Source organism: Mogibacterium sp. CM50, from assembly GCF_000293155.1.
Lineage (GTDB): Bacteria > Bacillota > Clostridia > Peptostreptococcales > Anaerovoracaceae > Mogibacterium > Mogibacterium timidum.
The window spans coordinates 1-24,794 of the sequence record NZ_ALNL01000043.1 but is presented as its reverse complement, the minus strand read 5'-3'; the positions used below and the strand labels follow the sequence as shown (position 1 = coordinate 24,794).

Here is a 24,794-nt window from a genome sequence, read left to right as displayed (position 1 = left end):
AAATAACTTGGGCTTCTGATGTTAAGGATAATGATTTTCTGAATTGATATCAAGAGCAAATTGAAATGGAAAAACCTTTTTATAAATGTAATTCAACTTTGAAGTTTTGAAATTTCAACATGTATGCTGTAATTTCTTAATTATAAAATTGATTGACATAGATTAGAAAAACTAATAAAATACTTATAAAATAGAACATAGTTCTGATTAATAGAACAAGGACTGAACAACTAGGAGAACGTATATGAAGTTGCTAATTATAAATCCTGGTGGGACAAGCACTAAGATTGCAGTTTATGAAGATGATAAAGAAATTTTTAAAAAAACAGTTATTCATTCTGCGGATGATTTGGGTATTTTCCCTCATGTATTTGATGAATATGAATACAGAAAAAATCTAATCATCGAATCTGTTGAAGAGGCTGGCTTCTCACTAAAAGACCTTGGTTGTGTAGCAGGTAGAGGCGGATTAATGCGCCCTATCGAAGGTGGTACATATGCGGTAAACGACAAGATGATTGATGATCTTAGACAGGCTAAGTATGGTGAGCATGCATCTAACCTAGGAGCAGTTCTTGCAAAATCTATCGGTGATGAACTTGGAATTCCTTCGTTTGTTGTTGACCCCGTTTCCGTGGATGAAATGATGGATAAGGCGAGGATTGCGGGAATTAAAGAGTTAGAGAGACCGAGTTGGTTTCATGCATTGAATCACAAGGCAGTCTCTAGATTCGTTGCAAATAAACTGGAAAAGAAATACGAAGAATGTAATTTTATCGTTGCACACTTAGGCTCCGGTATTTCGATAGTTGCACATAACCACGGGAAGATGGTAGATGGTAGTGGCGGAAGAACGAACGGCCCGTTCTCCCCTGAGAGAAGTGGCGGACTTCCATCTTATCCGCTTATCAAGCTATGCTACTCTGGTGACTACACCTACGAGGAGATGGTTAAAAAAGTTAGTACATCTGGAGGTATTTATGATTATCTAGGTACTAAGGATCTTCTAGAAATCGAAAAGCGCATTGAGAACGGTGATACAGAAGCGAAGCTGATATACGATGCATTTGCATATTTTGTTGCGAGAGAGATAAGTTCTTACGTTCCGGCTTTCTCAGAGCCAATTGATAGAATTATCATCACTGGCGGAATCGCACATTCCGATTACATTACAGGCGAAGTGTCCAAGATGACGAAAGCAATCGCTCCTACAGAAGTAGTAGCAGGCGAGTTCGAGATGATAGCTTTGGCGTTAGGTGCACTCAGGGTGCTTAACGGCGAAGAGGATGTAAAGATATACTAACGTATATTGAACTGATTAATGAATAAGGGGAGGTTAAAAATGAAATTTTCTATTCGTATGGATCGTATAAAAGCATCCGGTATTCGTGCTGTTCAGAAAAGGATTGCAGGTAATGATAATATCATATCTTTTGCTGCAGGATTGCCTGATCCGGCACTATATCCTTTAGAGGATTTAAAAGCTGCCACGGATGAAATGATTGAAATGGAGGGAATTAGAGCCTTTTCATATGGACTTACAAAAGGTAATGGGGAACTTCTTGAGTTTATCGTTGATAGAATGAATAAGAAAGAAAACGTAAAGTGCACAAAAGATAATATATGTGTGCTTAGTGGATCGCAGCAAGGTATTGGTCTTGCAGGGTTGATGTTTATCGATGAAGGTGATGTTGTAATTACAGAGAATCCAAGTTATCTGGGAGCCATTAACGCATTTAGACCTTATGGTGCTGAATTTGCAGGGGTTGATACTGATGATGACGGCATAGTTATTGAGCACCTGGAAGAAGTGCTTAATAACACACCTGAGGCGAAATTGATGTATGTAATCCCAAATTTTCAGAACCCAACTGGTAAGGCATGGACTCTGGAACGTAGACAGAAATTTATGGAAGTTGTTTCTAAACATGACGTGGTAGTAATCGAGGATAATCCTTACGGAGAAATAAGGTTTAGAAATGAACAATTACCTGATCTTAAGTCATTAGATAAAAAGGGTCAGGTAGTGTATCTGGGATCATTTTCAAAGATTCTAAGCCCGGGAATGCGTGTAGCTTGGATGTGTGCTGAACCAAAGGTTGCATCTATGGCAGAAGAACTAAAAGAAACTAATGATTTACAGAGCCCTGAGATTACACAGATGATAGTTGCATATTACATGAAGATGTTTGATTTAGAGGAACACATCAGGGAAATACAGGAGACATATAAGCACAGAGCTGATCTGATGATCAAGATGATTGAACGGTATTTTCCAAAAGAAATAAAATACACAAAACCGGATGGAGGAATGTTCTTGTGGCTAGAGCTTCCTGAAGGGCTTGACAGTGACAAAATTTTGGATGATGCAGTAAATGCTGGAGTCGCTTATATCCCAGGGGAATCTTTTTTTGCTCATGAAGGAGTTAAAAACACTGTTAGAATGAACTTTACTATGGTAAATGATGATCAAATTCGTGAGGGTATTAAAATTCTTGGAGAAGTATTTAAAAAATATATATAAAGTGGTTAGAGAAAAAATTCTATTTATTGAATTTGGAGGGATTTATGAAAAGTAAATTCAAGCTTGTCCTTACAATACTTGTAATGGGAGGATGTTGGTCCGTTGTATATCTAGTACCTTACCTACAATATACTTGGTATGATCCATTTAAAGAATTCATAGGTGGAACCAATACAAAGTTGGGGCTATTGATTACAATTTACGGATTTGGAAACGTTTTTGGAGCACCTGTCGGAGGATGGCTATCGGATAGATTCAACTACAAGACAATTTATGTTTTGTCGGTATTTTTGAACGGCGTATTCGCTATTTTATTCCTTCTACATCCTACATACGGATTTGCAATTTTGATGTGGATAGGTTTTGCGTTTGCAAGCTTGTTCTTGAACTATCCGGCACATATCAAGATTATAAGAAATTTAGCTAGTGATGAAAATCAAGGGAAAATCTTTGGTTTTAATGAGACTTCGATTGGCCTGTTCAACATAATCATCAGCTCCGCAATGATGCTGGCGTTTACAAAGTTTGCAGTTAGTGTCGGAGGAATAAGAGCTGCCGTTATATGCAATGCAGTTATATCGTTTGTGCTCACTATACTTGCTTTCTTTGTTTTAGAGAGTCCCTCAAGGAAAGCTGTTAGAGAGAAACTGGCTGCTGAATCCAAGGAAAAGTCAAACTTCTTTAAGGACTTTGGTTCTATAGCTAAGCAACCTGCGACATGGCTAGTTGCTATTAGTATTTTTGCAGTATATTCGTTTATGTCTACATTGACATATTTCACTCCATATTTTACTCAGGTGATGGGTGTTACAGTGACGTTAACCGGATGGGCTGCCATTGCCAGACAGTATGGAATGCAGCTTGTAGGAGCACCTATAGGAGGAATTGCGACTGATAAGGTAAAGTCGCCGGCAAAGGTTTTGATACTAGTATATATTGTTGGAATCATAGGATTGGTATATATGCTAGTTCCTAAAACCAGCGTAACTGTAGCAACAGTGTTAGTGGTTACATTGGTACTGTCATTCTTCGTATATATCGGAAGAGGTGCATACTATGCAACACTTACAGAATCAGGAGTACCAAGAGCATTGAGTGCGTCTACAATAGGCGTTGCTGCTGCTGTAGGTTTCTCGCCCGACCTGTTCCAGTTTACGTTATTCGGGTACTGGATGGATAACTGTGGGAAAACAGCATTTACATATATGTTTGTATATCAGATTATAGTTTTAATTGCCGGCATATTTGCTTCAATTGGTATTCTTAAATTAAAGAAAAAGAATGCTCAAGCACATAATTCGAATGTGGAGACCCTATAGTATAAGGTTGTCTGATGCGATTTGGTGTTTTGGATACAAATCATATAAAATTCCATAATTGCGGCAGGACACCTGAATAAGAATAAAGGGAAGACATGGTTTTATAAATCAGTCTTCCCTTTATTTTGCAAAGATTTAGACTATTCAATTATGTTGGGTTGTTAAGAGATAATTTTGAATAGTGTTATATGATTTAAGATTGAATAGTGGATTGATAGCGGGTATATTAGCCTAAGCTAGATATGATTAACCGATACTAAAAGGGTGAAAAATAAACCTATTGTGTGATATCTTCTATGGCTTAAAGAGTGGTTACAGTCTTTGGTCTCCTGTTTTAACCCAGCCAGCGCGTTTAACAGCCTTGTGGAATAGTATAGTTAGAACTGCTGGTAGGACAACGGATATAAGTATTAGTCCAAGCCAATCCATAGAAGTGATACCTGCCTTTGCTCCCTTTGCGATATCAGCAACCCAACCGGAATAAACGCCCAAAGGACCAACAAGTCCACATGTACCCATACCACTTGCGATAGCAGGACCATTCATCTTGAGGTGGAATATGCAGGTTGCGATAGGACCTGTGATTGCAGAGGTGAGAGTAGGAGCTATCCAAATTTTAGGGTTTCTTACAATATTGCCCATCTGAAGCATCGATGTGCCTATTCCTTGTGATACTAGTCCGCCAACACCGTTATCTTCGTATGATGCAACTGCGAAACCAACCATCTGTGCGCAGCAACCAGCAAGAGCCGCGCCACCAGCAAGGCCTGTTAGACCGAGAGCTGCGCATATAGCTGCGGATGAAATAGGAAGAGTTAGTGCTATTCCAACAACGACTGCTACTATGATACCCATCAGTAGTGGCTGGAGTTCTGTAGCCCACATGATGATATCTCCCATCTTCATTGCTGCGTTGCCTAATGCTGGAGCGATGAACCAGGATAAAGCAATTCCTATACCTATAGTTACACTGGGTGTAACTAATATATCAATCTTTGTCTCCTTGGATATAGCCTTTCCGCATTCAGCAGCGATAATAGCTACAAATAGCACTGCTAGAGGACCACCGGCGCCTCCAAGTGCATTTGAAGCAAATCCGACAGTGATAAGTGAAAACAGAACTAGCGGAGGAGCAGCGAGCGCATATCCAATCGCGCATGCCATTGCAGGCCCTCCCATAGCCATCGCGAGTCCACCCACAGTGTATTTGATGCCACCGATAGTAGCTACTGTCTGCGACAAGGCAGTGATATGAAGTTGCACCCCTATGGTGTTGATGATTGTTCCGATAAGAAGCGAACAGAAAAGCCCTTGGGCCATGGCACCGAGGGCGTCAATTCCATATCTCTTTCCGGAGATGATTATGTCTTTGCGTTTTAGAAATGATGTGAAACTAGCCATTAAAAAGCCTCCTAACTATATACAGGTGTCATGACACCTGTATATACATTAAAAGAGGCTGTATAAAAAGTCAATATTAAATTAAAGAAAATGTTATCGGCTACTCCAAAAGTATGCTGTCGTTTGCCAAAAAATATTTTGTCATTTACTCGAAGAGTATCCCAATAGAACGGAGCTTTTCCTTGATCAGCTCAAGTGTAGCTTCATCTCGGCAAATAATCGCGTGCAGATGAATGCCATCCGTTAGCAGAGATAGCGGTGGCGCCTTGCTTTCGTTAACTCTATCTACAAACTCCCTTGCTTCAATCCTGTTAGATATGTGTAGATTGCCGACGAGCTCTCCATATATCGGATGATCCACTGTGACATCTAGTACTGTGCCGCCGCAGTCGACGATGGCATTCAACTCCTCTAGAATCTCAGCTCTATCGTGCTTACACGCAATCTGGTAGATTGATGCTGCTTCCTGATTCAGAGGCAACACGTATCCACGAGGTGTGGCTGTTATGTCATATCCCTCTGCTCTCAGTATTGCAATGTCGCCGACTACAATCTGCCTGCTTACACCGAACTCTCTTGCCAAAGCCGAAGCGCTTACAGGTGAACCTGCAGACTGCAATTTCTGTATTATCTTATCTTTACGCTTATCCCTCTGCATGTCGAATTCTCCGTATTATTATCATACTAATACACGACTTATAGCCTGACAATATACACTAATAAATCACCTGTATATTATAGTATGTACTACTATTTATCTTTCTTCTCTTCTTCGCTGACCTTCTTCGCTCTGATTGCCTTTGTACGAATCTCCTCGCAGATTGCGTTTACAAACTCGCCCAGAGGTTTGCTGCCTTCGTCTCCTTCGAATCTCGAACGAACGGAAACAGTTTTATTCTCAGCTTCCTGCTGTCCAACGACTAGCATGTAAGGGAGCTTCTCCATCTGAGCCTTTCTGATCTTGTATCCGATTCGCTCAGAGCTGCTGTCGATTGTAACATCAACACCGTTTCTTCTTAGTTCAGCAAAGATTTCCTCTGAATAATCCTGATACTTATCGGAGATAGGAAGGATTCTAACCTGCTCTGCGCATAGCCAAGTAGGGAAGTTACCTGAATATTTTTCAATAAGCCAAGCGAGAGTTCTCTCGTAGCATCCGAGCGATGTACGGTGAATGATGTATGGACGCTTTTTCTCGCCATTCTTATCGATGTAGTACATATCGTATCTCTCGGCTAGGAACATGTCGAGCTGGATAGTGATCATTGTATCTTCCTTACCGTACACATTCTTTGCCTGAATGTCTAGCTTAGGCCCGTAGAATGCAGCTTCACCGGAAGCCTCCGTGTAATCGAGCCCAATCTCGTCAAGGATATCGCGCATTGCAGCTTCAACCTTATCCCATTCTTCGGCAGTGCCGAGGTACTTGCCAGGGTTTTCAGGATCCCACTTTGACATTCTATATGTAACCTCTCCCTCGAGTCCGAGAGTTGTGAGGCAGTGCTTAGCAAGCTTTACGCAGTTCTTGAACTCTTCGTCGACCTGCTCAGGTGTGCATACGAGATGACCCTCTGAAATCGTGAACTGACGAACTCTAGTAAGTCCGTGCATTTCACCGGAATCCTCGTTACGGAATAGAGTTGAAGTTTCGCCCATTCTGTAAGGGAGGTCTCTATAGCTGTGCTGCTTAGCCTTGTATACATAGTACTGGAACGGGCATGTCATAGGACGAAGTGCAAATGCATTTGCGTCAGCATCGTTCTCAACGAGGCTCAGGTCTTCTAGACCTCTGATCTCACGAGTTGCATCTTCTGCGTTGTTGAGATCGTCGAGGTTTTCGTAACCAAATACAAACATACCGTCCTTGTAGTGGTACCAGTGGTCTGAAATCTTGTAAAGAGTCGATTTCGCCATCAGCGGTGTTCTCGTTCTCACGTAACCCCATTCGTAATCCTCAAGGTCTTCAATCCAGCGCTGAAGCTTCTGGATCATCTTAGTTCCCTTAGGGAGGAATAGAGGAAGTCCCTGACCTATGATGTCTACTGTTGTAAATAACTCCATCTCGCGTCCGAGTCTGTTGTGGTCTCTGTTCTTGATGTCAGCTAGGTACTCGAGATACTCCTCTAAGTCAGATTTCTTGTTGAAGGCAGTACCGTAGATTCGAGTGAGCATCTTGTTGTGCTCATCACCTCTCCAGTAAGCACCGGAGCTTGAAGTTAGCTTGAACGCCTTAATCTGCTTAGTGCTCATCAGGTGCGGTCCTGCACAGAGTTCGATGAAATCTCCTTGCTGATAGAAAGAAATAATCTCGTCCTCCGGAAGGTCTTCGATGAGCTCAACCTTGTATGGCTCATTTCTCTCTTCAAATAGCTTTATAGCTTCATCTCTAGGAAGTGTAAAGCGAGTAATCTCGTCACCCTTCTTGATGATTTTCTTCATCTCTGCCTCTATCTTATCGAGATCCTCTCTAGTGAGAGCCGGCATGTCAAAGTCGTAGTAGAAACCGTTTTCGATTGAAGGACCAATTGTCATCTTAGAATCAGGATATAGATTCTTAACAGCCTCTGCGAGCACGTGAGAACATGTGTGTCTGTACGCATGCTTTCCCGCACCGGAATCAAATGTGAGAATGTTAACCTCAGCATCCTTATCCACAACAGCTCTGAGGTCACAGACCTCTCCATCAACTTCACCAACGCAAGCAACTCTCGCGAGACCATCGCTTAGGTCTTTGGCGATGTCAATGATGGACATCGGTGAAGCGTATTCTTTTTTGCTACCGTCTTTTAGTGTAATAATCATAATAAGAACTCCTTTCATTCGCGGAAGGAATATAAAAAGCCCCTTCCGACAGTCAAATTGTCAGAAGGGACGCATACATTCGTATTCGTGGTTCCACCCATCTTCCGAAGCTCCTGCTCCGGCACTCTTTGAAGCTTTTAACGCGGCTAGGCGGGCAGGATTAGTGCCACTCGGAGGTGGTGTTCAGAGCGCCCTGTGCCGGAATGATCTCACCGTCCATCCCTCTCTCATAGCCTTAAAGCGAACCTACTGTCCTCGTCATCGTTTTAATAATAAGTTATACTACCACCGAGGGTATTAAATGTCAATGAATTTAGAGATGCAATCTGTTATAATTTAGCGGCAAAATCTGATATAATTCAAGGGCATGAACGCAAAGTTTCAAAGTGAAATTATGGGGTGAAAGATTATGAATTTATATGTAAAAGAATACGCTGAATTGATAAGAGATTACGAAGCGAAGCAAGGTATCGAGAGTCGGTGCTTGCGTATAAAAAGCAAAAGATAATTTGGAGGAAAGCTGTTTAATGAAGATATATCAATATTTTTTGATTGGGCTAAAAGAGACATGGGATAACAACTTCTTTAAAATAGTGGTATTTACCGTTGGAACCGTCATTCTTGTCTCGACGATACGCAAGCTGATGATGGTCAGCAGGAGCGGCGGAAAATTTTCAGAACCTATACATATCTCAAATGGGAATGTATACATTCATAGCGGTATTGTTCCGGGGAACCGAGTGATTCCTTTGAAGGAGCTCGAAGCGGTTGAGATACACTTTGTGCGCGGAAGGCGTCTAAATGGTCGCAGATATTTTATAGAGTTTGTGAGAAAAAAAGGGAGAAACAAGGGTATCATTATTGGAAATGATAAGGCCACTGAAGCGAGACTTACGCAGATTAAGAAGCAGCTGAAGAAGAACAAAGTCAAGGTTCGTGAGATAAAGTAAGTGAAGGGAAATAGGTTAGTATATTGGAAAACAAGAAAAAAGCGGTTCCTTGGAGAGAAGGGAAGGTCATATCGGTACGCCTTAGAGATGGGAGATACATCTTGGCGCAGATGGTAAAATCGCCATACATGGTTTTCTTCAAGCTCTTTAGCGAGGATAACTCATGGGAAGGTGTGATTCTATCAAATGATAAGGTGTTGTTCTGTCATGCGGTTACGCGCCAGTGGAAGGCGCACAGTCCTATCGAGAGCATTAAAGGTGTAGAGCCGATTTCTGACTACGAGCTTCCAACCAGATGGGTTCATACAGAAGGCCTAGGTCACAGAAGTCGAGAAATTATCGTCGACGGAGTAAAGCGAAGTGTGGTAATACTCGGCACTCGACTAGCATTGGTTGAAAGAGATATGATAGATAATAGCAAGAACAATGCACCGTGCGGACTCTATCATACGGTGGTTAAGTCTGGTTTAAAAGAAGCAGATTGGCCGATGGTTGAAAATATAGAAACTATGTCAGTCGAGATGTACCCGGGCTTGAATGAGCGGCTATACCTGTGTAGCCTTCTGGGGGAAAACGTAAATCCGGAGCTCGAGATTTACCTTGGAAGACCGATTCCGGAAGTATATAACACATATGTAAAGATAATGTGCGGAGACAAAATCCACGATTACTGTTAATACGACGAATTAAAATCAATACCTAGTTAAACCCCTTGAATCTGGAAGATGAAAAGGGGTATTATACTGGGTGCAGATTAATGGATTTAACCATGGTAAATCAAAATAAATCGAAGGAAAAGGGTGGACACAATGGGAAATAGAGAAATGAAAGTTAAAGTTAATATGCCGGTACTCCCCGAGAGATTAGGGGGATACACAGTTACAGCAAATAGGTTCGACGACATGTTCCTAAAGCTCTTCGACAAAGAGCCTTACGGAATCAACTCGGAGATTAACCTTATCGCCGGGGACGAGAGAACTAGCGTTGAAACCGTAAGCATAGATAGAGGTGAGCGCTGTATGAGCATCAGCCTCAAGGTGGGATATCCAGAAGTATTTACTTCAGGTGAAGTGCTGAGTAGACTTGCTGAAGTGGTTGCTCCCTACAAGTGCGGTATCGAGAAGATAGCGTAGAAAAGCAGCAGAATCGGGTGAGCTGCTCGGAAGTTTATGAAAACAACGAAAAATAACATGTAAATAGCTATAAAATGGCTCAAACACTCGATAAATCACATGTAAACGTGATACAATTAATAAATTCGTGCATTTGCGAGAACAAGACGGTAATAGGAAGGATATACTAATGAAAGATATTGAGATCAGAGAACTCTTCCGAAACAGAGAAGAGTATGCAGGTAAAGAGATTGTTGTCAGAGGCTGGGTGAGAGGTAATCGTGCATCCAATCAGTTCGGTTTCATCTCGCTCAATGACGGTACCTTCTTCACTCCTCTGCAGGTTGTGTACGAGGCATCTAAGATTGCAAATTATGACGAGATATCCAAGGCTCGTCTCGCAGCCGGACTCATGGTTAAGGGGGTGCTTGAGCTGACCCCCGGAGCGCAGCAGCCCTTTGAACTCAAGGCAGCAGAGATTGTTGTCGAGGCTGATTCGATGGCAGATTATCCGCTCCAGAAGAAGCGTCACACTATGGAATACCTGAGAGAGATTGCACATCTTCGCCCTAGGAGCAACACCTTTTCAGCTGTATTCAGGGTTCGCAGCATCGTTGCTTATGCGATTCATAAGTTCTTCCAAGAGAGAGACTACGTATATGTACACGCTCCAATCATCACAGGTAGTGACGCAGAGGGTGCAGGCGAGATGTTCAAGGTTACTACGCTAGACCTTAACAACGCGCCAACTAACGAGGATGGTTCTATCGATTATTCGCAGGACTTTTTCGGCAAGGAGACCAACCTCACTGTGTCGGGACAGCTCGAGGCAGAGGCGATGGCGCTGGCATTTAGAAATGTATATACATTTGGGCCGACGTTCCGCGCAGAGAACTCCAATACCGCCAGGCATGCGTCCGAGTTCTGGATGATCGAACCGGAGATAGCATTTGCAGACCTCGCTGATGACATGGATGTCGCAGAGGATATGGTAAAATACATCATCAACTACACGCTTGAGCATGCGCCTGAGGAGATGGAATTTTTCAACAAGTTCGTGGACAAGGGGTTGCTCGAGAGACTTCATAACATAATAAACTCGGATTTCGAGAGAGTTACTTATACCGAAGCGGTTGAGATGCTCAAGAAGGCTGACAAAGACTTCCGGTTCCCGGTTGAGTGGGGAATCGATTTACAGACCGAGCACGAGAGATATCTCACAGAGGAAGTGTTCAAGAAGCCTATCTTCGTAATCGATTATCCGAAGGAAATTAAGGCGTTCTATATGAGGCTCAATGACGACGGCAAGACTGTTGCGGCTTGTGACCTGCTCGTTCCGGGCGTTGGAGAAATCATCGGCGGCAGTCAGAGAGAGGAGAGACTCGACGTGCTCGAGGCTAGGATGGACGAGATAGGCATGAACAGAGAGAGCTACGATTGGTATGTAGATCTACGCAGATACGGAGGCGTTAAGCACGCCGGATACGGACTCGGTTTCGAGAGAATGATTATGTATCTGACAGGTATGAGCAACATCCGTGACGTAGTGCCGTTCCCTAGAACTCCTAAGAACGCAGAGTTTTAGAATATATTTGCAGCCAAATGCATTGATAAGCATAAGCGGTGATGACTCGTTTCCGTGCAAGGGAACGGTGATTCGCCGCTTTTTAAGCGCTTTTTAGTGACATTAAATTATTGTATTGAACAGGAACAACCTATGTTATACTTGTAACGAGAGTTTAAATTATTTTACGAGCTCAACAAAATATTAAAATCAATGGGAGGATCTAAGGATGAAAGGTTATTCTACAGATAAGATTAGAAACGTCATACTTCTGGGACATGGCGGCTGCGGTAAAACAACTTTTCTTGAAGCGGCTCTGCTTGCCACCGGCGCAATCACCAGGATGGGCAAAGTAGAGGATGGTAACACCACATCGGATTACGACAAGATGGAAATTGAGAAGAAGCATTCCATCAGCACTACACTCGTTCCGGTTGAGTACCAGGGATATAAGTACAATTTCCTCGATACTCCGGGCCTATTTGACTTCACGGGTGAGATTCGTTCAGCGCTCAGCACAGCTGCATCATCGATTATCATGGTGGATGCATCCGCGGGAGTACAGGTAGGAACCGAGAAGGCGTGGGAGGAATGCAGCAAGCATAAGAATCCTAAATTCATAGTCCTCACCAAGATTGATAAAGATAACGTAGACGTTGACAAGGTAGTGGCGCAGCTGAGAGAGAAGTTCGGCAACTCGGTAGTTACCGATGATGATAAGGATGCTCTCAACGAAGCGGTTGCAGGTACGGATGAGGCTCTGATGGAGAAGTTCTTCAACGATGAGCCGTTTACAGAAGAAGAATTCTATAACGGACTGATGACGGGAATTGCAACAGGAGATGTAGTTCCAATCATCAAGATGTCGGCCAAGACAGGCGAGGGTGTTGACGAGGTGCTCCGCTCTATCAACAGGTATGTGCCGATGCCTACCGACCACCCGCCATATTCAGCTAAGAATATCAAGGGCGAAGACGTTGAGGTTACTACAGATCCGGCAGATAAGCCGGTTCTCTGGATATTCAAGACCAAGGCGGATCCGTTCCTTGGCAGGATTTCCTACGCAAAGGTTATAACCGGAACTGTCAAGGCAGGGCAGGAGCTGTACAATGCGCGTTCTCAGAAAATGGAAAAGCTCGGCTCTATGTTCTACGTTAGAGGTAAGTCACAGGTTCCGGCAACCGAGGCTGTGGCCGGGGATATATTTGCACTAGCTAAGCTGGCAGGTACCAGGACAGGCGATACCCTATCCCCCAAGAGCGAAGGCATCAGCTTCGAGCCAATCGACTTCCCTAAGCCTAACTACTTCATAGCAGTGCAGGCTAAGGATAAGAACGATGAGGAAAAGATGGCGCAAGGACTGTTCAAGCTCATGGAGGAGGATCCGTCATTTGAGCTGGTGAGAAATCCGGAGACTCATCAGTCACTGCTCGGTGGGCAGGGAGATCTCCAGATAGGTATCATCAAAGAGAAGCTCAAGAAGAATTACGGCATAGATGTTGTGACAGTTCCTCAGAAGATCGCATACAGAGAGACTATCAAGGGCACCTCGGATGTGCAGGGTAAGCACAAGAAGCAGTCAGGTGGAGCCGGGCAATATGGAGATGTGCATATCAGATTCTCTCCATCCACGGAAAATTTTGAGTTCTCCGAAGAGCTGTTTGGAGGAGCAATCCCTAAGAGCTATGTTCCGGCTGTTGAGAAGGGTCTGCTGGAGTCCATGGAGAAGGGGCCTCTTGCAGGCTGCAAGGTTGTCAATATCAAGGCGGTTCTGTACGACGGCTCGTATCATGATGTAGACTCCAACGAGATGGCGTTCAAGATTGCCGCTTCTCTCGCATTCAAGAAGGGGATCGTAGAAGCTAAGCCTTGTCTGCTGGAGCCTATTATGAAGCTCGATATTACAGTTCCTGAGAAGTACACAGGAGACGTGATGGGGGATATGAACAAGCGCAGAGGACGCATCCTCGGCATGGATCCGGCGGATGACGGCAAGACCTGCCTGCACGCAGAGGCGCCGGAGGCAGAACTCTTCGATTATGCAATTGTGCTCAGAGCTATGACTCAGGCAAGAGGCAGCTTCGAGATGGAATTCTCCAAGTATGAAGAGGTTCCGGCTAACCTGGCACAGAAGATCGTCGAGGCCCACAAGCAGGAGGCTTAAAGCAAGTGATAATTTGGGACACCCGAAGCACATTTCAAATCTCGGCCCATAAGCAGGATGTTGAACGAAAGTAAACTGCCGCATGCTTGAATTTTTATAAAATCTTAATAATTATAGAGCTCAATACCGGGTGAACCAACTGGCGTACCCGGTATTATTTTGTTATCATCAATAAATAACGGAATTTTGTTGGCGAGAGGATAACAACGAGGATGAAATTCAGAGACAGATTTGATAAAAAATATCTTAAGCTTATGGCATATGTGATACTTACTGTCGGCATGTCATATGCGCTGATACTTGTGATGGGTCAATATCAATCTATAAGCAGGATGATATTGCATGGCCTGAGCTGGGTAGGCGCGATTGTTAAGCCGGTCATTATAGGAGGAATAATTGCCTATATATTGCATCCGCTTGTGAGACTTGTGGAACGCCTGATAGTAAAGCTTGCGTCAGGATCCAAGCTTGGCAATAAGAACAGCGTGCGGCTTCACGCACTTTCGGTAGTATTATCGATAATACTGATTGCAATAGTGGCAACAGCAGCGATTTCTGCGATTGTATTTGCAATAACCAGACAGGTGCAAACCTTGAACTCAGGCAGTATTAACACTCTGATAAACAGCATCGTAAGCCAGGCTGAAGCATTCGAACGAGGACTGAGGCTGTGGCTTTCAAAATACAATATAGGGGATGGCTTTGTAGTCAAATTTGAACAGAATCTGATAGGCTGGGTTACAAGGCTACTAAATAACGGAAGCGGACTTCAAACACTCTTCTCAAATATAGCCTCGGGTGCAAGCACACTGCTTTTCTCTATGATGTTTACAGTCTACCTCCTGTTTGATTCGGCGAATTTACGTAAATATTGGGGTTACGTGATAAGAACGTTCTGGTCACAACGTGCCAACGACAGACTGAATTACATATACAATGATGTCAACAAGGTGTTTAGCGGATATTTCCGAGGGGCTGCTCTCGATGGGCTTATGGTAGCGCTTCTAATCAGCATAGCGTTTACAATCGTTGGAATGCCGTACGGTGTGATGATAGGAGTAACCGCAGGAATTGCCAACCTCATTCCATATATGGGACCGATTGTCGGGTACGGGTTAACAATAATTTCAGGTGTAATAACAGGTGAGCTCAAGACGATGCTTATCTCAATTATAATCATTTCGGCGGTACAGGTTATTGACGGCGCTGTTATAAATCCCAAGCTGCTGTCAAAGAGTATAGATGTACATCCTATGCTTGTAATAATTGCGATTATTGCCGGCAATAAGGTAGGCGGATTTGTAGGAATGCTCGCGGCCGTTCCGGTGTCTGCTCTATGCAAAATATGGTTTGAAAGACTGGTTGAGAGAAGGTCAGGCAGACGTAATGCGTTAATACAGCCGGATAAGGAAAGGATAAGGGAATAATGCTGGAGATTAAGAAGCTTTCAAAATACTACGGTAAGTTCAAAGCGGTTGATGACGTGAGCTTTACCGTGCCGACGGGGCAGATTGGTATTTTGCTTGGGCCCAACGGGGCGGGTAAATCTACTATCATCAAGAGTATCGCGGGACTTCTCAGATATGAGGGAACTATTGCGGTTGACGGAATCCCATCCAGAAGTCTGGAGGCCAAGAAGAGGTTTGCATACGTGCCGGAGCTGCCGGCGCTGTTTCCGGCACTCACCGTAGTAGAGCATCTTGAATATATCAAGCGAGCGTACCGCTCGGAGATAACAGACGCGGAGCTTGATTCACTGCTGGAACGATTTGAGATGAGCGACAAGAAAGGCAAGCTCGGTAATGAATTGTCCAAGGGTATGATGCAGAAGCTGAGCATCTGCTGTGCACTGGCTATCAAGCCGAGTGTGCTTTTGCTTGATGAGCCGATGGTTGGGCTGGATCCGGTGGCAATCAAGGAGCTCAAGAAGCTTATAATGGAGTTAAAATCGCAGGGAGTTACAGTGCTGATTAGCACGCACATGCTCGAAATGGTCAAAGAGCTGTGGGATTATGTCTTCATAATGAAGGATGGAAAGCTTGTCGGGACATACGCCAATACTCCCGAATATAATGGGGATATCGAACGCATTTTCTTTGAAATAACCGGAGATACTCAGTCACATGACGAGAACGATACGGAGTTGCAGCAATGTGCAGATTCTGAGTCTGATGGTGAGCTATATAACGATGAAAAATCATGTGAGGATGACATGCATCGTACCGACGAGGAGGCAAAGCTATGAATGCCTTGATGTATTTATATGTGCGCCAGTTTAGAAACAAGCTCCGGTCGAACTTCAAGAAACCGCTGGCATGGATTACATTGATATTGCTTGTGATATACGTATTGTGGCTCATCAAGACTATGGTTGCTTCATTGAAGTTCAAGAATGTCAATCAATTCATAACTGTGCTGCTCATGATACAATTATACGCGGGCACTTTATCTATCGTAACTTATTTGAGACGCAAGGGGATAATATTTACTCCGGCAGACGTGCGTTTCCTGTTCCCGGCACCATTCTCTCCTAAGAGAATTCTGATGTACGCCTCAGCAAGGGGAACACTGATCAGTATGGCAGTTACATTGGTAATTCTAATAACAGGATGCGTGAAATTTCCCGAAAGCACCCCTAAGTTTCTGGTGTTCGGAATAGCCTATCTGATTCTTGGTACTATTTGCGAGCATAGTCTGGCAATACTGTGTTACGGCAATGAGGTAATAAGCAAGGAGCACATCAAAGCCCTGTGCCGGATTTCCTACGGCCTCATCATTGCCGTCAGCCTGGCATTTGTTGCTATGTTTATCAGCTCAGGCTTGTCAGCGCAAGTCCTAGTGCAATTTCTCGGGCATCCTCTAATCAAGGCTGTTCCGATTGTCGGATGGAGTCTTGGATTTATTCAACTCTTCTTCATGGGGCCGACTGTCGGTAACGTCATAACAGGCGGACTCTATGTAATCTCGACCGCTGTGCTTGCCGCGGTAGCTTACAAGAGCAAGTGCGAGGGGGATTATTACGAAGATGCGGAAACCTTTGCGAAGGATTATGCTGAACTCAAGAAGAAATCCAATAAGGGCGATACGTCAAGCTGGCGTCTTGGGGGCAAGAAGGAGTACAAGGAGGCAACGGTCAGATATAAAGGAGATTATGCCAGAGCTATATATTATAGACAGCTGCTGGAGTATAAAAAGGAGACTACGTTTTTCTTTAATTTGCGCAGCTACATCTGTATTTTCATCGGGTGTATAAGTATCGCCGGCATCACCATAGATATCGATCTCGGTCTTGGAAATCTATTGGCGATACCTGTAATTCTTGTGTACGTAGAGCTGTTTACGTCCATCGGTCGGACAAAGTGGGAAAAGGAAATTGAAAACCCATATATATTTATGATTCCGGATACGAATCTCAGGAAAACATGGAATGCGACCAAGCTTGAGCACATCAAAGCTGCTCTGGATGCAGCCTTCATAACTGTTCCCGGAGGCTTTGTGCTGGGACTGACCGTTATACAAATGCTGCTGATCATTATGGCATTTATCGGGATAAATGCTACAAACGTGTACTATCACATGGTTGTAGAGGTATATCTCAGCAAGGTGCTGGATGCATTCCGATTCCTGCTCAACCTCATACAGTTTGCGGTTAAGACGTTGGTAATAGGCATCTCGGCTGCAGTGCTGGCAGTATGCATCGTGACGGGGATAGGAGTGGAGATAGGCTTTAGTGCAGTCTGCGTGATAACTGTACTGATGTCACTCTCCGGAATGTTCGTGGCGTCATTGGTACTGGAGCATATGGAGTCAGAATAGGTGAGAAATTCCGGTATTAAGGAGTAATGAGATAATGGCTAAGAAAGCGAAGACTGTATATATGTGCGCGGAATGCGACAATGAGTTTCCGAGCTGGCAGGGGCAGTGCTCTTATTGCGGTGCGTGGAACTCTATTGTTGAGCAGAAGGTGAAGCCGGTTCAGGACAATGATGCGAGAAGGCGGACGACCGACAAGGCAGCGCCTTCCAAATTGATAAATGTGGGCACCGGCAGCTACACGAGGATCACGTCGGGGATCGCAGAGCTCGACAGGGTGCTCGGCGGCGGAATCGTACTTGGATCGATGATACTGATATCCGGTGAGCCGGGAATCGGCAAATCAACGCTGATCATCCAGTCGGCAAATTCCATAGCTGTTAACAATGGGACTGTGTTGTACGTGAGCGGTGAGGAATCCGAGAAGCAGGTTAAGCTGCGCGCCGACAGGGTGTGCGACAATCTTTCCGGTGACCTTCTGATATTTCCCGAGACCAACCTTGAGAGTGTGCTGATGGCCTGTGAACAGGTCAAGCCCAAATTCCTGGTTATCGACTCGATTCAGACGATGTATTCCGATGAGCTGGACAACACTGCGGGCAGCATCACGCAGATTCGCGCTTGCTCGAACCTGCTCATGAAATACGCTAAGAGTAACAATGTTCCTATCTTCATTGTGGCGCATGTCAACAAATCGGGCGACCTCGCCGGCCCCAAAACTATCGAGCACATGGTGGACTGTGTGCTCAATTTCGTCGGGGAGCGCGACAGGGATCTCAGGATACTGCGTTCTGTCAAGAACAGATTCGGTACCACCGAGGAAATCGGGGCTTTCAGCATGGGTGCTTCCGGTATGACCGAGGTCAGGGACTTGTCCGGCACGCTGCTGGAGAGCTCAGATGCCCGTGAGGAAGGATCGGTAGCTTCGGCGCTCTACGAGGGCAGCCGTCCGGTATTCTTCGAGATTCAGGCGCTGGTGACACCTGCCAATGTAGGCTTCGCGCGCCGAAGCGCAATCGGAATAGATAATAACAGACTCAATATGATACTGGCTGTGCTGGAGAAAAAAGTAGGGATCTCTCTGTTAAATTATGATGTCTATGTCAATGTTGTCGGCGGGCTCAAGCCCGACGGCCCGGGCGCAGACCTGGCCGTCGCGCTCGCGATCTACAGCTCGTTCCGCGAGCGCACCTCGCCTCGCCGCATCGTCGCGCTCGGCGAGGTCGGGCTCACCGGCAATCTGCGGGCAGTGAGGAATGCGGACCGTATAGCAAGCGAAGCGGCACGCCTCGGCTACGAAGCCATAATCCTGCCAAAGGGCAACATCAAGGGAGCCAAGCCGGGTACCGGTATCCGCGTCATAGGAGCAGACAGCCTCGGCGATGCCATCAAGGCTTACGTAAATAAGGACTAGCAGGAATATAATCTCTGCTAGTCCTATTTCCGACCGCTAATGAAGCTAGATTGTCAGATTCAGAAACCGGATATATCCGACCTCTAATTCGTCCTATTTCCGAACTGTATTGAGCTCGAACCAGAAATCGCTTCCCTTGCCTTCCTCGCTCTCGACTCCGTAGTTGGCGTTGTGGAGACTCAATATGCCTTTGACGATGGAGAGGCCGAGCCCTGTGCCCTCGATGTTCCTGTTACGGTTGGCACTGGTTCGATAGTAGCGCTCCCATACGTGCGAAATTTCCTCGGCGGCAATCCCGTCACCGTGGTCGATTACGTCAAATCTGACGCTGCGGCCGACCTTCTTGAGCTCAATATGGATGTATCTGTCTTCGCCGCAGTATTTTACTGCGTTGGAGATAAGGTTAGCCATAACCTGCTTGAGCTTATCGTAGTCACCGTAGACATAGGCGGAGCGACACTTGCTAAATGTGATGTTATAGCCTTCCTGCTGGTTGAGTACCTCAAACGTCTCCTCAACCTCGGACGCGGCCTTTACTATGTCGAACTTCGTCATGTTGATCTCTGCGGAGTTAGACTGCAGCCTGGATACGGATAACATGTCCGTAACGAGCTTGTTGAGCCTGTCAGTCTCCGAGATGATAACTGCGAGGTGTTCGGCTCGCTTCTCAGGGTTATCGCCTGAAATATCGTTGATCATCTCTGCGTATGACTTGATCATTGTCAGCGGAGTCTTGAGATCGTGTGATACGTTGGCAATCAGGTCGCGCTGGTATGAGTCGGTCTTCTGCATCTCGTATGACGCCTTGTTGAGCGTCTTGGCGAGCTCGTTCGTCTCGGTGAACATACCGCCGTTGAATTTAACATTATAATTGCCGTTACTGAGCTCGACAGCCGACCTGGTGATGCCGGCGATAGGCAGCGACAGCCATGTCGACATGATGATTGCCAGCATGCTGGCAATCATCAGCGTGATAAATGTGATGTACAGCAGCTGTGAACGCAGTATTGAAATTGTCGACTGTACAGGGTACAGCGGAGCGATCATGTACAGGATGGTGCTGTCCGAGCGACTGCCGAGATATGTCGCATATACGAGTCTGGAGGCGTCCTTGCCTTTGTCGGCAATCGTCAGAGAGACTGTGCCCAGCGAGCTTTCCTCGAGCTTTTCCTTGGCATTGGATATCTCAAATAGATATTTGGATGAATCGTCCGGTGCGAAGCCTCCGTTGCCGTACTCAGATGTTGAAGTCTTGGTGTCGAGTCTAATGTAGAGACCGTTGCGTTCAGCAGCCTTGCGTGCATATTCGTCAAAATTCCCTTTGTTGGTGGAATAGTAATTGCCGAGCTTGTTCGCTGTGTTCTGCGCCTCGCGAGCCATCATGCGCTCGTAGTAATTGTTCATAAAGAAGCTCTGCATGAACCATATCATCAGAAGGATGATGCCGGCGAAGATCATGAAGTACATCAGCGAGATGGCACGTATGCTGTTTGGGTCCCATCTATTTCTCTTTGTCTTCGTACTCAAATTTGTATCCAACTCCTCTTAGTGTAACGATAAAGTCTCTATATGGACCCAAATTGTTTCTCAGATTCTTGATGTGAGTATCAATTGTTCGATCATCACCGAAGAAGTCATAGCCCCATATATCCGAGAGAAGCTTGTCTCTTGATAATGCGATGTTCCTATTCTGGATCAGATAGAAGAGCAGGTCATATTCCTTAGGTGTGAGATTAACCCTCTCTCCGTCGATGTAAATAGTACGCGCCGCGAAGTTAACCTCGAGTCCGTCAAATTTCATAACAGTGCTTGTCGAGTGATCGGCACCCTCCCGCCTTGAGATAACTGCATTTACACGAGCCATAAGCTCCTTAGGGCTAAAAGGCTTTACGACGTAGTCATCTACTCCGAGCTCAAAGCCGAACAGCTTGTCGTACTCTTCGCCTCTTGCGGACAGCATGATTACAGGGATATCCTTGATTTTCTTTATTTCCTTCACAGAGCTGAAGCCGTCAAGCTTAGGCATCATAACATCCATGATGATAAGATCGTAATCGTTGAGCTTGCAGAGCCCGATAGCACTCATTCCGTCGGCAGCCTCGGTAACCTCGTAGCCGCTGAATTCCGAATATTCTTTGATGACCTCTCTTATCTTAGCTTCGTCATCTACAACCAGTAATTTCTTCATAATATGCTTTCCTTTCATATCCTGCAGCATGTAATTAATTTTCTGCTCTAAATTCTATTCAAATTTTACACAATTATAACACAGCGAATATACATATTGTGGAATTGCATTGAAGAATACGAGAGTGTAGCGTGTTTGTGAATGCCTGTAAGTGCTTAAGCCGGCTTCGTGAAAACAATGAATGACAAAAAAAGTAGACTTTAATTTACAGTCCGAAAAGGTACAAAAAACTCCCATTGTCAATGTCAAGGCGAATTACTATCTGACTCAGACTGCAAAATTCTTCGGAACCTATCCCTCGCCGGGGCCCGGCGATCCGGCAACCTTTTTCAGTAAGGGCAACAGCAAGTCCGGAGGAACGTCGTCGACCAATACCAGCGCCCACTGGGGCATTGACGCGAACAGACCTAATTATAAGTATAAGTTGACCTCTCCTCTCAGTGGCAAGGAAAACGACACAATCTCGGACGCATCTACAACGATCGCCTTTCTGTTCGGATACGATGCGGCGTTCGGTTCCTATTCTGCCACAGAGACCACCTATGTGGAGGACCTACTTCCGGGCGATACATACAAAAATATTGAGTTTGAGAAAAACGTTACAATAAGAGGCACACACCTGTATAAGGACGGGAAGACACCGGTTTTACGGCAGAATTACGTCGATGGCAAGCCCACCAACTGTTACAATCCTACGCAGGCAGGGTACGTAAATTTTGATGATTTTTTCACAAAGAGAGAAGCGGCCGTAGGACAGTCCTATGAGGATTTCAAGGCATCGCTCAAGAAAGGGGAATACGGCATCTACAAGAACCCCAACGGGGATATCAGACTGGTGATGAATCTCGGAAAGGTGGGCTCGAAGGATCCCAAGAGTATGTACACATGGGGAGATCTCTGTGACAAGGTCGGTAAGGAGAAGGTGATCAATGGTTTTTTCCCTACATATGACATCACCCCGGACAATGACTTGCAGAGAGTTCAGATACCGGTTGATACCATATACGATCAGATCAAGGACTGGCCTATTACTGATCTTAACTTTGTCTTTAACGCTGATCTGGTTAAGCCGGTCATGCGGACAGGAGCTTACGTCGAGAACACGGCGACCATTTCAGACCAGTCGGTGACGGCAAGGAACTTCTTTGTCGTAGGTGACATCAGTCTATATACATATAAGGACGGCGCAGCCATCCTGAAGACGGACGCCAAGACGGGACAGGGTGTTGAGAAGGCGGAGTTCAAGCTTCAGGAGAAGGCTCCCGCCGGAAATTGGATTGATACGGATTCACAATATGTGAAGGACCATATAACGATTGTCGGCAGCAACGGCGGCAGCAAAGTCGGTGACCGTCTCTATACCAATGCAAACGGTATCTTGAATATCAGAGGACTCTTGAACGGTAAGACATATCGCCTGGTGGAGACTAAAGCTCCGGAGGGATATGACAACAGCAATCCTGCCGTATCGAAGGAGTTTGTAATAAGCTTTACCGATAAGGATGCACCAAGTGATAATAAGGATTTCACACTTACCAACAAGAAGTCGGAATACAAGGTAACGTACAAAATCGTCAAGAATCCGGCGGGAGAGGAAATCCCTGCAGGAAGTCCTACGGCGCCTGTTGATTCCAAGACTTACAATCAGCATGCGACCGTTGACGTGAAGCCTGACCTGTCCATGTCAGGATATATCTTTACAGGCTGGCATACCGAAAGCGGACAGAAGGTCACTGTCAAGGATAATGACAGCTCGTTTGAGATGCCGAACGGTGATGTCGAACTTGTTGGCTACTGGATCAAGAATACGACTGAGGTTTCAGGAGAGAAGACTTGGAACGATGCCGATGATCAGGATGGGAAGCGTCCGGACAAGATCACGGTAAACCTCTTGGCAAACGGAAATCCTGTTAAATCGATGGAGGTAAAGTCTGACGCAAGCGGAAAGTGGAAATATACCTTCAAGGATGTAGCCAAGTATGATAATGCCGGCAGAGAAATAGTATATACCGTAACGGAAAATGCAGTAGCTGAATACACACCTGCAATCAGCGGTTATAACATCAAGAACAGTTACACTCCGAAGAAGACTTCGGTTACTGTAACCAAGAGATGGGATGATAGCGACAATCAGGACGGGAAACGTCCGAACAGCATCAAGGTACAGCTGTACGGAAATGATGATAAAGTCGGAAATGAAGTAGAAATTACCGATGGAAGCGGATGGAGCTATACATGGAATAACCTTCCTGAGAAGAAGGCAGGAAAGACTATAAAGTATACGGTAAAGGAAGCAGAATCGATAAACGGCTACACTGCATCCTATAATAATGAGAATCAGGGAAATATAATCATCAGCAACAAACATGTTCCGGAGAAAACAAAGGTAGAAGGGGAGAAGACCTGGAACGACAGGAATGACCAGGACGGAAAGCGCCCTAAGGAGATTACTGTAAACCTTCTGGCAAACGGAAAAGAAGTTAAGAAGGTGAAAGCTACAGCAGCTAATGGTTGGAAATACAGCTTTACCGACCTTCCGAAGTATGAAAACGGAAGGGTGATTAAGTACACCGTAACGGAGGATGCTGTGAATGGATATACTCCGGATATTGACGGTTATAACATCAGGAACAGTTATACCCCCGAAGAGACAAGCGTAACGGTTACAAAGGGTTGGGACGATGCGAACAATCAGGACGGAAAGCGCCCTAAGAGCGTCAAGGTTCAGCTGTATGCAAATGGTGAAAAGAAGGGAGCAGAGGTAGAGCTTGGTGATGGAAATATCTGGACTCATACATGGACAAAGCTTCCGAAGAAAGCTGGTGGGAAAGATATAGAGTATACTGTAAAAGAGACTACGAAGGTAGAAGGTTATACTGCGGAAGTAGATAACAGCAATACGGGAAATATCAGGATCATGAACATCCACAAGCCTGAAGTTACGGAAGTCAACGGTAAGAAGGTATGGAATGACAAGGATGACCAGGACGGAAAGCGGCCTAAGGAAATCACTGTAAATCTTCTGGCGAATGTAAGAGAAGTTAAGAATGTTAAGGCTACAGCAGCTACCGACTGGAAATACAGCTTTACCGATCTTCCGAAGTACGAAAACGGAAGGGTGATCAAGTACACCGTAACGGAAAACACCGTAGATGACTACAATACCGAGATAGAAGGCTATGATATCAAAAATAGCTATACTCCTGAGGAAACCTCTGTAACCGTAACCAAGAGATGGAACGACAGCAACGATAAGGATAGAATAAGACCTGAACGTATCAAAGTACAGCTCTATGCGAACGGAGAGAAGAAGGGAGAAGCTGTTGAGCTTAAGGCAGGAAGCAATTGGAGCTATACATGGAACAGGCTTCCTAAGAAGGCTAAGGGAAAGGATATAAAGTATACCGTTAAGGAGGAAGGAAGTCCTTCGGGTTATACGGTGAGTGTGGATGATAAGGATCATGGTAACATCATCATCACCAACAGCCATACACCTAAGGAGATTACGAGACCTAAGACAGGAGATACGAACAGATTCATCGC

General features: G+C 45.1%; 18 protein-coding genes. 13 read left to right on the top strand and 5 right to left on the bottom strand.

Annotated elements, in window-relative coordinates; genetic code table 11:
- The first annotated feature begins 244 nt into the window (after window positions 1–244).
- Genes buk through HMPREF1152_RS06945 form a run of 3 tightly spaced genes read left to right on the top strand, consistent with a single transcriptional unit; the run spans window position 245 to window position 3,843 of the window.
- Entirely contained in the window at window positions 245–1,303 is a 1,059-nt protein-coding gene (gene buk / locus HMPREF1152_RS06955; RefSeq protein WP_009644472.1) for a butyrate kinase, read from the top strand.
- Window positions 1,304–1,342: 39 nt separating this feature from the next.
- Window positions 1,343–2,524 carry an aminotransferase-like domain-containing protein gene (locus tag HMPREF1152_RS06950; RefSeq protein ID WP_009644517.1) on the top strand — a complete coding sequence of 394 codons (1,182 nt, stop codon included), beginning with the start codon at window positions 1,343–1,345 and terminating at the stop codon, window positions 2,522–2,524.
- 44 nt (window positions 2,525–2,568) lie between these two features.
- A complete protein-coding gene (locus HMPREF1152_RS06945; protein WP_009644508.1) occupies window positions 2,569–3,843 on the top strand; it encodes an MFS transporter in 1,275 nt (424 codons plus the stop codon).
- Between the two features lie 312 nt (window positions 3,844–4,155).
- Here HMPREF1152_RS06945 and HMPREF1152_RS06940 read toward each other — a convergent pair whose 3' ends face one another.
- The 3 genes from HMPREF1152_RS06940 to thrS form a co-directional block, all read right to left on the bottom strand.
- Window positions 4,156–5,244: a PTS transporter subunit IIC gene (locus HMPREF1152_RS06940; protein WP_009644482.1), complete on the bottom strand. Its 1,089-nt coding sequence runs from the start codon at window positions 5,242–5,244 to the stop codon at window positions 4,156–4,158.
- 145 nt (window positions 5,245–5,389) lie between these two features.
- Complete coding sequence (locus tag HMPREF1152_RS06935) at window positions 5,390–5,902, bottom strand: transcription repressor NadR (RefSeq protein ID WP_009644550.1); 513 nt, start codon at window positions 5,900–5,902, stop codon at window positions 5,390–5,392.
- Between the two features lie 92 nt (window positions 5,903–5,994).
- On the bottom strand, window positions 5,995–8,046 hold the full coding sequence (gene thrS / locus HMPREF1152_RS06930; RefSeq protein WP_009644545.1) for a threonine--tRNA ligase: 2,052 nt from the start codon (window positions 8,044–8,046) through the stop codon (window positions 5,995–5,997).
- Between the two features lie 527 nt (window positions 8,047–8,573).
- Between thrS and HMPREF1152_RS06925 the strand changes: the two genes are divergently transcribed.
- The 9 genes from HMPREF1152_RS06925 (at window position 8,574) to radA (ending at window position 19,063) form a co-directional block, all read left to right on the top strand.
- The gene (locus HMPREF1152_RS06925; protein WP_009644536.1) at window positions 8,574–8,996 is read left to right on the top strand and encodes a hypothetical protein; all 423 of its coding nucleotides are present in this window, start codon (window positions 8,574–8,576) and stop codon (window positions 8,994–8,996) included.
- A 23-nt stretch (window positions 8,997–9,019) separates the two neighbouring features.
- Complete coding sequence (locus tag HMPREF1152_RS06920; RefSeq protein WP_156791982.1) at window positions 9,020–9,673, top strand: hypothetical protein; 654 nt, start codon at window positions 9,020–9,022, stop codon at window positions 9,671–9,673.
- Between the two features lie 132 nt (window positions 9,674–9,805).
- Entirely contained in the window at window positions 9,806–10,129 is a 324-nt protein-coding gene (locus tag HMPREF1152_RS06915) for a hypothetical protein (RefSeq protein WP_009644538.1), read from the top strand.
- 169 nt (window positions 10,130–10,298) lie between these two features.
- Entirely contained in the window at window positions 10,299–11,693 is a 1,395-nt protein-coding gene (gene asnS / locus HMPREF1152_RS06910; protein ID WP_009644534.1) for an asparagine--tRNA ligase, read from the top strand.
- 208 nt (window positions 11,694–11,901) lie between these two features.
- Complete coding sequence (locus HMPREF1152_RS06905; protein WP_009644502.1) at window positions 11,902–13,836, top strand: elongation factor G; 1,935 nt, start codon at window positions 11,902–11,904, stop codon at window positions 13,834–13,836.
- 212 nt (window positions 13,837–14,048) lie between these two features.
- A complete protein-coding gene (locus HMPREF1152_RS09060) occupies window positions 14,049–15,263 on the top strand; it encodes an AI-2E family transporter (RefSeq protein WP_009644519.1) in 1,215 nt (404 codons plus the stop codon).
- Complete coding sequence (locus HMPREF1152_RS06895; protein WP_009644493.1) at window positions 15,263–16,081, top strand: ABC transporter ATP-binding protein; 819 nt, start codon at window positions 15,263–15,265, stop codon at window positions 16,079–16,081. Before HMPREF1152_RS09060 ends, HMPREF1152_RS06895 begins: the two co-directional genes overlap by 1 nt.
- Window positions 16,078–17,652 carry a putative ABC exporter domain-containing protein gene (locus HMPREF1152_RS06890; RefSeq protein WP_009644510.1) on the top strand — a complete coding sequence of 525 codons (1,575 nt, stop codon included), beginning with the start codon at window positions 16,078–16,080 and terminating at the stop codon, window positions 17,650–17,652. The genes HMPREF1152_RS06895 and HMPREF1152_RS06890 overlap by 4 nt, the downstream gene beginning before the upstream one ends.
- A gap of 34 nt (window positions 17,653–17,686) precedes the next feature.
- Window positions 17,687–19,063: a DNA repair protein RadA gene (gene radA / locus HMPREF1152_RS06885; RefSeq protein WP_009644497.1), complete on the top strand. Its 1,377-nt coding sequence runs from the start codon at window positions 17,687–17,689 to the stop codon at window positions 19,061–19,063.
- 93 nt (window positions 19,064–19,156) lie between these two features.
- On the opposite strand, the gene HMPREF1152_RS06880 is transcribed toward radA, so the two are convergent.
- Together HMPREF1152_RS06880 and HMPREF1152_RS06875 are read right to left on the bottom strand one after the other, a co-directional pair.
- Window positions 19,157–20,590: a sensor histidine kinase gene (locus HMPREF1152_RS06880; protein ID WP_083844350.1), complete on the bottom strand. Its 1,434-nt coding sequence runs from the start codon at window positions 20,588–20,590 to the stop codon at window positions 19,157–19,159.
- On the bottom strand, window positions 20,565–21,251 hold the full coding sequence (locus tag HMPREF1152_RS06875) for a response regulator transcription factor (protein WP_036379381.1): 687 nt from the start codon (window positions 21,249–21,251) through the stop codon (window positions 20,565–20,567). The genes HMPREF1152_RS06880 and HMPREF1152_RS06875 overlap by 26 nt, the downstream gene beginning before the upstream one ends.
- A gap of 181 nt (window positions 21,252–21,432) precedes the next feature.
- Here HMPREF1152_RS06875 and HMPREF1152_RS09055 point away from each other — a divergent pair.
- The coding region (locus tag HMPREF1152_RS09055) for a Cna B-type domain-containing protein (protein WP_009644566.1) at window positions 21,433–24,794 on the top strand (3,362 nt) is incomplete at its 3' end.